The organism is Shouchella hunanensis (assembly GCF_028735875.1).
Taxonomy (GTDB): domain Bacteria; phylum Bacillota; class Bacilli; order Bacillales; family Bacillaceae_D; genus Shouchella; species Shouchella hunanensis.
The window spans coordinates 2,323,528-2,335,932 of sequence record NZ_CP117834.1; the positions used below are offsets into that span (position 1 = coordinate 2,323,528).

Here is a 12,405-nt window from a genome sequence, read left to right on the forward strand (position 1 = left end):
ATTAAGGTTGATAAATCGTATCGAAAATGCCTCCGTCAGCGAAGTGTTTTTCCTGTGCTTCTTGCCATGAACCAAATTTCTCGTCAATGGTAAATAGCTCAAGTTCAGGGAAGGAATCACTATATTCAGACAAAATCTCCTCGTTTCTTGGACGATAATGATGCTCCGCAATTAACCGCTGTCCTTCATCGGTATATAAAAATTCTAGGTAAGCCTCAGCTACGTCTCGTGTTCCTTTTCGATCTACAACTTTATCAACGATTGCCACTGGTGGTTCGGTTAATATTGAAATGGAAGGTGTTACAATATCGAACTCATCTTCACCCAATTCGTTTGCAGCAAGAATCGCTTCATTTTCCCAAGCAAGAAGAACATCCCCAATATTTCGCTCAACAAATGAAGTGGTTGCCCCGCGTGCACCTGAGTCTAAGGCGACCACATTTTTATAGATGTCACTCACAAATGCTTGTGCTTCTTCTTCAGAGCCATACGCTTCTTCTGCAAACCCCCATGCAGCTAAATAATTCCATCGAGCACCACCAGATGTCTTCGGGTTTGGCGTGACGACTTCAACGTCCTCACGAATTAAATCATCCCAATCTTGAATGTCCTTTGGATTGCCTTTTCGGACGAGAAAATTAATAGTTGATGTGTAAGGGGAAGAGTTATCGTCGAACTGTGATTGCCAATCCGAGTCGAGCAATTCTCTTTCCTGTAGAACATCGATATCGTAAGCCAGTGCTAATGTAACAACATCTGCATCAAGACCATCTAAAACCGAGCGTGCTTGACTTCCAGAACCACCGTGAGATGCGTTGATTTTAATTGTTTCACCAGTTTCTTCTTCCCAATAAGCAATAAAGGCATCATCCACATCCGTATACAGTTCGCGAGTAGGGTCATAGGAAACATTCAATAACTCCACTGTCGATCCAGAACTAGAGGTGGTATTGCAAGCCGCAAGCACACCTAATGATAGTAGGGGAAAGAGAATTTTTTTCATGTCAACACTCCTTTTATGTATTCCTATGTATTTAGTTGGAATTAAGACTAAAAAAATAGTGTGCTAATGTGTTCTTATATTATTCTTATAATTCCGATCTGTCAATAAGTTTTTTGTGAATGAAACATCCTTTTAATTGGAATGATTGATAAGGAGAAGAAAGTGAGTACAGCTTCATATGGGTTAAAATAGCGGGGCACAAGGAATGGTGATAAATAAAGAGCTTGTCTCGAATCGAAACAAACTCTGGGCATTCTAGTTTACATTGTGATGCTCTGAACGAAATTAAGATGCTAAAATCCTATCAATCGTTTCTAGTTCGCTCTTGCTAAACGCTAAATGATCAAGCGCTTTTACGTTCTCTTCAATTTGTTCCACCTTACTTGCGCCAATTAATGCTGATGTGACTTTCTCTTCACGAAGTACCCAAGCTAAGCTCATCTGGGCTAGGGACTGGTTGCGAGTTTTTGCTAGTTCATTTAATTGATTTAGCTTTGAGATGGTAGCATCTGTGATCTCTTCTTGAGACAAACTTGTCCCTTTAGTAGCGCGAGATCCTGTAGGAATTCCATTTAAGTATTTGCTTGTTAGCAAACCTTGGGCAAGCGGTACAAATGCAATGGAGCCAACTCCATTCTCCTCTAACACTTTTTGCAGACCGTCTTCAATCCAACGGTTCAACATGGAGTAAGCAGGTTGATGAATGAATAATGGTGTACCCAAGTCATTGAGTATCTTCACGGCTTCAGAGGTTTGCTTTGCATCATAGCTCGAAATGCCAATATATAAGGCTTTTCCTTGGCGAACAAGCAAATCCAATGCATGCATCGTCTCTTCAAGTGGTGTATCAGGATCAGGACGATGGTGATAGAACACATCCACATACTCTAAGCCCATTCTTTTTAAGCTTTGATCCAAGCTGGATACGAGGTATTTTTTTGAACCCCAGTCTCCATAAGGGCCGTCCCACATCTTGTAACCGGCTTTGCTGGAAATAATGAGCTCGTCTCTGTAAGGCGCCAAATCTGTCTTGAGCATCTCTCCAAAAAATTCTTCTGCAGAACCTGGTGGCGGTCCATAATTATTTGCCAAATCAAAATGTGTTATCCCTAAGTCAAAGGCTTTTCGTATCATTTCTTTACCCGTTTCCCTTGCATCGACACCGCCGAAATTATGCCACAAACCAAACGAAATAAGTGGAAGTTTTAAACCAGAATGTCCAGACCGACGATACTGCATGTGTTCGTATCTATTATCAGCTGCTACGTATACCATATGATCTCTCCTTTATCGTCATTCTTCATATTGTAAACGTTTTCTTGGTTTCCTTCCACTTTTAGAATCACGAGTTATATTGTAAGCTAAATGATAATGGGACATGTTTATTTTGTATAAGAGTTTACTTACTCTTAGCTAAGAAGACTCACACAGACTATAAACGAAAATTTCTTTCCCCCACGTGAGAATACGCTTTTCTCTAGTCATGCCTATTCGCTCAGCGACTCGAATGGAAGGGGAATTGAGTGGAGCAATTAAGGAAATGAGTCGTTTCTGTCCTAAATCATGAATGGCAAAATCGCGACAAGCCGATGCTGCTTCGGTTGCATAGCCATTCCCCCAGGCATGTCTTGCGAACAAATACCCAATTTCTATTTCATCTTTTCCGTCTATATGTTGGGGGACTAGACCACATTGACCTAAAAACGTTTTTGTCTCTTTCTCTTCAACGATCCAAAGACCAGCTCCGGTTTGTTGATAAAGATCTAGCTGCCAATGAATCCATTTTTTTGTCTCACTTTCATTTTTGGTTGCAGGGTAATGAGCCATTGCTTCTGGATCAGCAAATATGGTCATTAAATGATCTACATCAGCAAGTGTCATCTGTCGTAAAGCTAGTCGATCGGTTACGAGTACATGTTCCTTCAATTCGTTTCCCTCCTCCGTGATTCCAACGATTCACACTTACTAGTCTAGCCCAGCATTTGTTCCAGTTTGAAGCCTATTTTTCTTGTCATGCTTGTGATCGTTTGTTTGTTAGTTGTATAGGAATTACATTCTCTTTTTCTATCATTTCTTTAAAAGTGTAGAAAGTGGGTATTGGTAATAGAATTCATTCTTTTATGGATAAATCCTGCGAATAAAGTTGAACTCACTCAAAATTGTAGCTACATGGTGAGTTGTTGTCATGATTATAGAAACTTAAACGAGGTTAGTTACACAATATATAAGCAAACGCTTAGTTGGTCAACCAACACCCGTTCTAGACACTCACAAAAGTCTAATGAGATGAGACACTTTGCATTTTTTTACGTAAAACGAGTGGAGGTGATTAAGTGAAAAAATGGATCGTAGGAGCTGCTACTTTAGGTACAATTCTTATCGTAAGCCTATTCTTTTTCCAAATTCAAACCATAGCACCTGAAGAAAATGAGCAGTTCCAACAGCCGCTTCTAGAAGCGATTGTACAAGCGCGAGAAGATGTCGCTGCTATAGATGGACTAAGGGACAAAGGAATAGAGAAATGGGCAATAAGGCTAAGAATCAATCAACTTACTACTGGTGATGTGCAGTCTGAAGAGGATTTAGTCGCACAAGCTAAACTGGCGTATGCAAAAAGAAACGATCTGCTGATCGTAGCGGAAGAAGTGTACGATGTGGATATGAGCGAAATTCAAATTCATACCTTCATAAATGAAGAATTGGAACAAGTAGACGACGCGTTTATGGAACCCATTGCTTCCGCTCATGGGATGTCACTTGAAGCATTTATGTTTGAATGGGAATATGACCATTTTGCTTACAATTATGCGTGGCGTGAAATCGGGAGCCAGCTTGAAGAAGAATTTCCTATTCAAGAGGGAGAAACAACAGAGGAATACAATGAACGCTTACGTGAAGAATGGCGTTCGAAAATAGAGAAGATGTAGCGCATCGTTGCTACATCTTTTTTCTTTACATTTGTTTCATAAGTTGGCGAAGGTTTCTCTAGAAACAGAGAACTGAAGTCGGAATGAAAAAAGTTTGAACGGAAATGGCTGGAGACGTGCACGAGGCTAGTAAACACGGCAACTGGCATATCCCAGCTTTAAGCCCTGCCCTTATGCACGTTGTGAGCGTTCGCCAATCTAATGAAAGCTGTTATAAAAGGGGCGTTAGTATGAATGAACATAATACCAGATCATGTTAATAAACGTTTGAATAGCGTCTTCCATTGTCGTGTCTTGGGCTGATGCTTGAAACGGTTTTAATAAGGGTAAAAGAACGCCTTTTCGTATGCGCTCTTTCTGAAGCTCCTCTGAAATGGCGTCAAATAAGTCTTTTTGCTCTTCGTAAAAGTGTGCTACATCAAATGACTCTGCGTAAGACAACACATCTTTTTTTGTAATCGTTCTATGTTCAACTTGGGAACGGAATTGCTGAATGGCACCATCGTTCAACAATAGATGCTGATCTTGCTCCATTTTTTCCAGAATGTCTTCTAAATAGGAAAGAAGGATGTCTATGACTGTCTCAAGATGGTAACTACTATTTGTATAGCGATGAACAAATAGTGTGTGTTGCATCATACCTGTAAAAAGAACGACTCCTTCAAATGCATATGGGCGCACGGATTCACCTCTTACTTCAATTAAGCGTTGGGTGAGCCATTCCATATCATGTACGCGATGCTTGAGAACTAACTTCTTTAAGTCGGCTTCGTTTGAATGAAGAATGGCTTCAAATAGCCGGTAGAGGTGTTTTTCTTCTTGCAATTTAATGAAAATCGCAATTTGCTCTATAAAAATTGTTCGATCATTTCGCGCTTTACCGATTTGAGCAGCAATGCGGCGTTGACTAGCTTCATATCGTAGATCCTCTAAAATTTCAGCCACACAATCATTTTTAGATGTAAAATAATTATAAAACGTACCTTTTGAAATAGATGCAGCTTTTACTATATCTTGAATCGATGTATGTTGAATACCTTTCTCTTGAAAAAGTTTTAAAGCCGTTTCTGCGACATGTTTCTTCCGTTCGTTCATTGGAGCCTCCTCAATAGATTCCGATGTGCTTAGTATAAATTCTAGAACGAAAAAAAACAATTTATACAGTGAGTATAAATATATTGACTATATTGTACCATAGGTATAATATAGCGTAGTGTTGAATTTCTGATTAGAGGTGACGATGCATGAACGAAAGCATGCAGCTAAAAAGACCTCCCTACTTGATGATAGGGATTTTATTTGTTGGTGCGTTTGTAGCATTCTTAAATAATTCATTATTAAATGTAGCTTTACCAAGTATTATGGTGGATTTAGGCATTGAAGATTACTCCACAGTTCAATGGCTAGCAACTGGCTATATGCTTGTCAGTGGTGTACTCATTCCGGCTTCTGCCTATTTATTAACGCGGTTTACAAATCGGAATCTTTATATAGCAGCAATGGCCATTTTTACAATTGGAACAGCTCTTGCGGCATTTGCGCCAAACTTTGGTCTTTTGCTAACAGGAAGAATGGTGCAGGCAATCGGAGGCTCCGTTATGGGACCATTGCTGATGAACGTGATGCTTATTAGTTTTCCTCGAGAAAAGCGGGGGACGGCTATGGGTGTATTTGGTCTTGTTATGATTACGGCACCTGCGATTGGGCCAACGTTGTCAGGTTTTATCGTGCAAAACTACGATTGGCGCTTACTATTTGAAATGATTTTGCCACTCTCTATTATTAGTCTTGTTTTGGCGATATGGAAATTAGGGAATGTGATGCCTCAAAATAAAGAGGCTCACTTGGATTACACGTCAGTGGTTCTTTCTAGCTTAGGGTTTGGTGGGTTGCTTTATGGATTCAGCTCAGCAAGTTCAGATGGATGGACAGATTTTTGGGTATTGGTGACATTAATTGTTGGTGTGATTGCGCTCACTGCCTTTATAATAAGGCAATTACGAATGGATGAGCCGCTCTTAGATTTACGAGTGTATAAGTACCCCATGTTTGCATTAGCATCGGTGATCGCTGCTGTCAATGCAGTGGCCATGTTCTCAGGTATGATTTTGACACCTGCATATGTACAAAGCGTTCGCGGCATTTCACCGCTAGACTCTGGGCTACTTATGTTACCAGGAGCCATTATTATGGGATTAATGTCTCCTGTAACAGGGAAGTTATTTGATAAATTTGGGCCACGAACCATCTCTGTACTTGGTCTCGTTATTTCGGCAATATCCACCTATATGTTGGCGAACCTTCAACTTGATACACCATATGCTACGATCGTTGTGATTTACAGCATACGAATGCTTGGGATGTCTCTTGTTATGATGCCCATTATGACGAACGGATTAAATCAACTACCAACACGTTTGAATCCGCATGGAACCGCAATTAACAATACGGCTCAACAAGTATCTGGATCCATTGGAACAGCTATTCTTGTGACGATTATGAACAGTGTTGCTGCTAGCGAAGCAGAAAGTATTTTAAGTCAAACCGATCCGGCTGCTGTCAATGAAGCTGTATTAATGCAACAATCGCTATTAGCGGGAATCCAGTTTTCTTTCTATGTCGCATTTGGGATGACACTTATTGCATTACTGCTCTCGTTCTTTGTGAAAAGAGTTGATACAAGTATGGAAGCTGTACGGAAAATCGAAGAGGAATAAAGGAAAAGAGTATGGATGAACACATCCATACTCTTTTTTCTTATAAATCAATTACCCGTTCTTTACACTACCTTAACCAAAGGGCTTTACAGTGTAAGAAAGGAGTTGAGATTATTGGCGCTATTTCTCTTATCCGTCTGTCTTTATTTATGTGTGACAACTGTTGCATTGCGAAGGGTACAATCACCGTTTGGGGAGAAAGACAGAAGCTAAACCGGGTGCCCGGTTTGGTTTCTTAAAGAATTTGTGACAAAAATAACTTTGTCCGCTCGTGCTTAGGATTTTGGAAAAGTTCAGTCGGTGTACCTGTTTCAATAATTTCGCCTTGATCAAATAAAACGATCCGATCCCCAACCTCTTGCGCAAAATTCATTTCATGCGTCACGACAACCATCGTCATACCCGTTTTAGCGAGCTCTTTCATAACATCTAGCACTTCCTTAATCATTTCTGGATCTAGTGCAGATGTAGGTTCGTCAAACAACATGATTTTTGGCTCCATCGCAAGAGCTCTAGCAATCGCAACACGCTGTTGCTGTCCTCCTGAAAGTTGGCCAGGATATTTGTTCGCTTGTTCAGGTATGCCGACCCGCTCAAGTAATGCTAACGCCTTTTTTTCCACTTCAGCTTTAGGCCATTTTCTTACCCACATGGGAGAAAGCATAATGTTCTTTTTAATGGTCATGTGCGGAAACAAATTAAATTGTTGAAAAACCATACCTGTTTCCCGGCGAATTTTGTCCATTTCTTTAATGTCATCTGAAAGACTTGTGCCGTCGATTGTAATCGTACCTTGTTGGATATCCTCAAGTCCATTTAGCGTTCGGATAAAAGTTGATTTCCCTGAACCCGATGGTCCAAGGACGCAAATCACTTCTCCCCGCTTTACTTCTAAATTGACATCCTTCAGTACATGTAAATCTCCAAACCATTTATTCATACTGTCACATGTGATAATCGGTTCTCTCTCAACTAAAGGGATATCCGAATCAAATGCATCAAGCGCTGTTGTCGTTTCTTTCGTCTGTGACATAAATTCATATCCTTTCTATTTTTAAATTATCGATCTCCTACACCAAGGGAATGTTCAATTCGTCTTGAGGCGTAAGAGAGTATAGAGCAAAAGATAAAGAAGACGAGAGCGACGAATAGAAAAAGCTCCATTTGATAGCCAATAAATTCAGGGTTTGCAGCAATATTTCGTGCCATACCAAGTAAATCAATTAAGCCAACAATGGCAACAAGAGAGGTATCTTTAAAGATGGCGATGAACTGTCCGACCATACTTGGAATGACCGCTTTCAACGCTTGCGGTAAAATGACAAAGCATGTGGTGACAGGTGTTCCTAGGCCAAGTGCATGAGCCGCTTCAAATTGCCCTCTTGGTATGGATTGAAGACCACCCCGAATATTCTCTGCAAGGTACGCAGCGTTAAACAGAGTCAACCCAATCATGGCTCGAACGATATGGTCAATCGACACCGACCCACCTAATAAGAGTGGTAGCATGATTTGAGCAACGAATAAAATCGTAATAAGTGGTACACCACGAATGAGTTCAATATAGAAGATACAGAAGTATTTAATGGCTGGTAGCTTACTCCGTCGTCCCAACGCAAGGAGCAAGCCAAGCGGGAACGAACAGATAATGGCGACGGATGCGAGTAATAATGTCAGTAAGAAGCCACCCCATAGATTCGTCCCAACGCTAGGCAATAGACCGAATCCATGTAGTAGAAATCCAGCAATAGTTATAAAACCAATCCACAACAGAAGAGTAGGTTTTTTTATTTTAAAATAATGTCCAAGCCCAAAACCAGCTCCCATTATGAGGATGGCACCACTAAGCCAAAGCCTTGTTTCAAACGCGACAAAAGGAAGAACGAGACAAACAAGAAAAATAAGACTGAGAAAAAATGCTACATGTTTCATCACACCTTTCCAGCTGCCTGCACTCAGACCGAGAAGGAATGCAAAAAGAAGAATCCCTGTCCATAGACGCCAAAGCTGATCTACTGGATATTGACCAGAAAGAAGGAGCTTAAAGTTTGGTGGTATGACAGACCAATCCGCTGTGATGAAAACCCAATGACCAACTTGGTATAAAAGCCAGCTGGCAAAGCTAAGTAAGGCTAAAGTGAATAACGTTTGCCGCCAGTTCGTAAATAAGTTTTCTTTTAACCAGTTTGCTAGTGACGTTGTATGTTTAGGCGGAGGAAGGGGTGTCTTCAATCCACTAGGCTGTATGTCTGACTGTGCCATGAGCTCACCTCTCTTTTAGTTGCGTGAATTTGTTAAATAGATTCATAAAAATAGAAGTTAGAATGCTAAATAGTAAATAGCATGCAATCATTACGATAATCATTTGTACAGCACGACCAGATTGGGATAACGTAATGTTTCCAATCGTTACAATTTCCGGATACCCTACGGCTACGCCGAGGCTTGAGTTTTTGGTCAGATTTAAATACTGGTTCGTCATCGGCGGTATAATAATGCGATAGGCTTGTGGAAAAATGACAAGACGCAGCGCTGTTGACTCTTTTAAGCCAAGGGAATAAGCAGCTTCCCGCTGACCTTTATTCACACCGAGTATGCCTGCCCGTACAATTTCGGCAATAAAAGCGGCTGTATACATTACAAGGGCAATGAGAATGGCGCCAAAACTAGGTGAGAGGATAAAGCCCCCTACATAACTTCGACCGTTTGCATTTATAGCTGGAATGCTAAGTTGAAACGGTCCTTGCATAGTGATAAGAAACGATGCGATCCCGGCAAAGAGAATGGCACCGATCAACCAGAGATACGGTCGCTTATTTTGTCCAAGTGCCATCTGTTGTTTTAATTTAAATCGATAGAGTAAAAGACCGACAATAAATCCGATCAGGAGAACAGAGCCCCAGATCCATGTGGCAGAAGTGGCATCACCTACCCAAGGAATGGCGACACCTCGATTACTGAAATAGAGTGCGTTGCCGAGAGTGACTTCTGATTCAATGAGCGGCAACGTAAGAAATACAGCTGAATACCAAATAATCATTTGGACGAGCAATGGCGTGTTTCGAAAGATTTCAACATATACCTTAGCGATCGTGCGAGCGAGCCAGTTTTTACTTAACCGGGCAATGCCAATGATTGTTCCTAAAACTGTTGCGAGTATGATACCGATAAAGGCTACTCGCAATGTATTCAAAATTCCTACTAATATAGCTCTCGCGTACGAATCAGTTGCTGAATAAGAGATTAACTTATCGCCTGAAATATCAAACGATGCCGTACGGCTAAGAAACGAAAAATCAAGAGACATGCCAAGTCGATTCATTCCAACAATGACGTTATTGACAATAAATGCGATCGCTGCAAGAACAACGACGAGAAAAATCACTTGGATGGTCGTATCTTTAGCGCGTCGGTTGTTCCAGATTCGCTTCATTGTTTCCATAAGTTCACCTCAAATATGTGAAGGCCTGACTGATGAGACAGGCCTTGTTAATAGTATTAACGAATTAACGGAATGGTGGGGAATAATGTAGGCCGCCATTTGTCCATAAATGATTCATTTCTCGCTCTAAGCCAAACGATGTATCTGGTCCGATGTGGCGATTGTAAATTTCCTCATAGTTGCCGACTTGCTTAATAATGTTTACAGCAAAATCATTCTCTAAACCAATCTGTTCACCGAGAGCGCCCTCCAAGCCTAAGAATCGACGAATCTCTGGGTCTTCTGAATCCATAAAGGAATCAATATTGGTGGAATCAATACCGAACTCTTCCGCTTGAATGGTCGCATAAACAGACCAATTCATAATGTCAAACCAAGTAGCGTCTGTTGATTTTACGACAGGTGCAAGAGGTTCTTTTGAAATGACATCTGGTAAAATAACATGATCATCTGGATTCGATAATGTGTCTAAGCGAGAGGCAAGCCCCGATCGATCCGTTGTCCATGCATCTGCACTCCCGCTTTCGTACGAATCAACAACTTGATCTTGGCCGTCGAATGGAAGGGGTTCATACTCAATGCCTAATAAGCGGAATTGATCGGCTAGGTTCATTTCTGTGGTCGTGCCAGTGTCAACACCAATTCGAGCACCTTCAAGATCTTCTAATGATGTAATGCCGCTATCTGCGCGTACCATAATGCCTTGTCCGTCATAAAAGATCGTTGGTCCAAAGTGTAAGCCCATAGCATCTCGCTCTAACGTATTTGTAGTATTTCGTACTAGAATATCGACTTCGTCTGTCTGTACAGCGGTTAAGCGATCTTGGGCAGATAATGGGCGAAAGGATACGGCATCTGCATCCCCAAAAACGGCTGCGGCAATGACCCGTGCAAAATCAACGTCAAAACCTTGGTAGTCTCCATTGGAATCTAAGTACCCGAACCCAGGTAAGTCTCCGTTGACACCGGCAATGACTTCTCCTCGGTCTTTGACACGATCTAGAATGGGCGTACCTCCACTATTTTCATCTGCATCTGCGCCTTCGTCACTACATGCTGTAAAAGCTAGAAGAGACAGTACGGCCGCTGAGCCGATTAGATATTTTTTCATAAACATCCCCCTGATTGAATATTTTCAAAAATTAAAATAGATTGTACATACGTTTCATCATACAGAAAGTAAGGACCAAATTAGTGATGATCGGTACATTATCTGACAAATTTTTTGATTTGTACGTTGTACGTGTTGCCTTTCAGTATCCTCCCTGTGTGTTTGTCTTACTCGTATTTATGCATGTCTCGATCAAAATATTCCGTTAAGATTTGTATTTTCTAGCACAATAAAAAAACCGTAAATCCAAGGGTTTACTTGAATTCACGATTCTATAAACATAGCATTACCGCTCATATACGCGCACATAATCAACTGCCATAGAGGATGGAAAAGGCGTTGAACCGTCTGGGTTCCCACCATACCAGCCACCAACAGCTAGGTTGAGAATTAAATGGAAATCTTGATCAAATGGAGCAGGGTAAGATCCGCCGGTAGAGTACCAGTCGTTAATCGTTTGATAGTGATTTCCGTCAACATACCAACGAATTTCTCCTGGCTCCCACTCTACTGCATATTCGTGGTAACCTGTCGCATCAGTACCAGCAGGAAAATAGTAATCACCAGCTTGGAATTGATTCTCTGGCCAAGGACCACCGTAATGAATAGCGCCGCCTATTTTGTAAGGCGATCCCCCTGCGTTTTCCATAATATCAATTTCGCCAGACGCTGCCCACCCACCATACCGGTCATTTTCAGGCATCATCCAAAAAGCTGGCCAGAACCCTTGTCCAGCCGGTAAACGCATTCGCGCTTCAAATCGACCATAGGTTTGACTAAAGCGACCTTCCGTTAATACTTTTCCAGATGTATACCCGTATGTTCCATATTGATCAGAAACCGATTCTTGGTGTGCTTCAATGATTAATTCTCCATTTTGCACACGAACGTTCTTCGGATCATCACTATAGTACTGAAGTTCTTCATTTCCCCAGCCAGGCAAATTCGGCTGTCCATTGCCGATATCATGCCGCCATTTAGACGGATCAAGAGAATTTCCGTCAAATTCATCACTCCATACTAAGTTCCAACCTTCTTGTTCAATGGATGGTTCACCTTGAGTCTCTTCTGCACTAGCATATGAAGTTGCGAACAAAGTGGCGCATGCAGCCATCGATAGTGCTCCAATTACTTTCTTCATGTCGTCTCCTCCTTAATGAAATAAGGTGTCTGCTTTCATGAGAAGTTGTTCTAGTTATAAGTAT

General features: G+C 41.3%; 11 protein-coding genes. 2 read left to right on the top strand and 9 right to left on the bottom strand.

The window, feature by feature from the left end; genetic code table 11:
• Position 1 precedes the first annotated feature (1 nt).
• The 3 genes from PQ477_RS11800 to PQ477_RS11810 form a co-directional block, all read right to left on the bottom strand.
• Complete coding sequence (locus PQ477_RS11800; RefSeq protein ID WP_144558169.1) at positions 2 to 1,003, bottom strand: sulfate ABC transporter substrate-binding protein; 1,002 nt, start codon at positions 1,001 to 1,003, stop codon at positions 2 to 4.
• A gap of 285 nt (positions 1,004 to 1,288) precedes the next feature.
• Complete coding sequence (mgrA, locus tag PQ477_RS11805; RefSeq protein ID WP_274271946.1) at positions 1,289 to 2,278, bottom strand: L-glyceraldehyde 3-phosphate reductase; 990 nt, start codon at positions 2,276 to 2,278, stop codon at positions 1,289 to 1,291.
• A gap of 138 nt (positions 2,279 to 2,416) precedes the next feature.
• Positions 2,417 to 2,929 carry a GNAT family N-acetyltransferase gene (locus tag PQ477_RS11810; protein ID WP_035397108.1) on the bottom strand — a complete coding sequence of 171 codons (513 nt, stop codon included), beginning with the start codon at positions 2,927 to 2,929 and terminating at the stop codon, positions 2,417 to 2,419.
• A gap of 407 nt (positions 2,930 to 3,336) precedes the next feature.
• Here PQ477_RS11810 and PQ477_RS11815 point away from each other — a divergent pair, with 407 nt between their 5' ends.
• The gene (locus tag PQ477_RS11815) at positions 3,337 to 3,930 is read left to right on the top strand and encodes a hypothetical protein (protein ID WP_274271948.1); all 594 of its coding nucleotides are present in this window, start codon (positions 3,337 to 3,339) and stop codon (positions 3,928 to 3,930) included.
• A 225-nt stretch (positions 3,931 to 4,155) separates the two neighbouring features.
• Here PQ477_RS11815 and PQ477_RS11820 read toward each other — a convergent pair whose 3' ends face one another.
• On the bottom strand, positions 4,156 to 5,025 hold the full coding sequence (locus tag PQ477_RS11820) for a TetR/AcrR family transcriptional regulator (RefSeq protein WP_274271949.1): 870 nt from the start codon (positions 5,023 to 5,025) through the stop codon (positions 4,156 to 4,158).
• Positions 5,026 to 5,174: 149 nt separating this feature from the next.
• Here PQ477_RS11820 and PQ477_RS11825 point away from each other — a divergent pair, with 149 nt between their 5' ends.
• Positions 5,175 to 6,647, top strand: coding sequence for a DHA2 family efflux MFS transporter permease subunit (locus tag PQ477_RS11825; RefSeq protein WP_144558175.1), 1,473 nt, complete (start codon positions 5,175 to 5,177; stop codon positions 6,645 to 6,647).
• 235 nt (positions 6,648 to 6,882) lie between these two features.
• On the opposite strand, the gene PQ477_RS11830 is transcribed toward PQ477_RS11825, so the two are convergent.
• The 5 genes from PQ477_RS11830 to PQ477_RS11850 all read right to left on the bottom strand — a co-directional run bounded on the left by PQ477_RS11830 (position 6,883) and on the right by PQ477_RS11850 (position 12,341).
• A complete protein-coding gene (locus PQ477_RS11830; protein ID WP_206777775.1) occupies positions 6,883 to 7,587 on the bottom strand; it encodes an amino acid ABC transporter ATP-binding protein in 705 nt (234 codons plus the stop codon).
• Between the two features lie 119 nt (positions 7,588 to 7,706).
• The gene (locus tag PQ477_RS11835) at positions 7,707 to 8,909 is read right to left on the bottom strand and encodes an amino acid ABC transporter permease (RefSeq protein WP_274271952.1); all 1,203 of its coding nucleotides are present in this window, start codon (positions 8,907 to 8,909) and stop codon (positions 7,707 to 7,709) included.
• A gap of 4 nt (positions 8,910 to 8,913) precedes the next feature.
• Entirely contained in the window at positions 8,914 to 10,089 is a 1,176-nt protein-coding gene (locus PQ477_RS11840) for an amino acid ABC transporter permease (RefSeq protein WP_274271953.1), read from the bottom strand.
• Positions 10,090 to 10,153: 64 nt separating this feature from the next.
• Positions 10,154 to 11,200 (bottom strand): amino acid ABC transporter substrate-binding protein, encoded by a 1,047-nt coding sequence (locus PQ477_RS11845; protein WP_144558179.1) that lies wholly within the window; start codon positions 11,198 to 11,200, stop codon positions 10,154 to 10,156.
• A 286-nt stretch (positions 11,201 to 11,486) separates the two neighbouring features.
• On the bottom strand, positions 11,487 to 12,341 hold the full coding sequence (locus PQ477_RS11850; RefSeq protein WP_246117122.1) for a glycoside hydrolase family 16 protein: 855 nt from the start codon (positions 12,339 to 12,341) through the stop codon (positions 11,487 to 11,489).
• Positions 12,342 to 12,405: the final 64 nt, after the last annotated feature.

Excerpts from the sequence above, each read along its gene's own strand:
- PQ477_RS11800 (WP_144558169.1), bottom strand. The coding sequence starts at position 1,003 with ATGAAAAAAATTCTCTTTCCCCTACTATCATTAGGTGTGCTTGCGGCT.
- mgrA (WP_274271946.1), bottom strand. The coding sequence starts at position 2,278 with ATGGTATACGTAGCAGCTGATAATAGATACGAACACATGCAGTATCGT.
- PQ477_RS11820 (WP_274271949.1), bottom strand. The coding sequence starts at position 5,025 with ATGAACGAACGGAAGAAACATGTCGCAGAAACGGCTTTAAAACTTTTT.
- PQ477_RS11825 (WP_144558175.1), top strand. The coding sequence starts at position 5,175 with ATGAACGAAAGCATGCAGCTAAAAAGACCTCCCTACTTGATGATAGGG.
- PQ477_RS11830 (WP_206777775.1), bottom strand. The coding sequence starts at position 7,587 with ATGAATAAATGGTTTGGAGATTTACATGTACTGAAGGATGTCAATTTA.
- PQ477_RS11835 (WP_274271952.1), bottom strand. The coding sequence starts at position 8,909 with ATGGCACAGTCAGACATACAGCCTAGTGGATTGAAGACACCCCTTCCT.
- PQ477_RS11840 (WP_274271953.1), bottom strand. The coding sequence starts at position 10,089 with ATGGAAACAATGAAGCGAATCTGGAACAACCGACGCGCTAAAGATACG.
- PQ477_RS11845 (WP_144558179.1), bottom strand. The coding sequence starts at position 11,200 with ATGAAAAAATATCTAATCGGCTCAGCGGCCGTACTGTCTCTTCTAGCT.
- PQ477_RS11850 (WP_246117122.1), bottom strand. The coding sequence starts at position 12,341 with ATGAAGAAAGTAATTGGAGCACTATCGATGGCTGCATGCGCCACTTTG.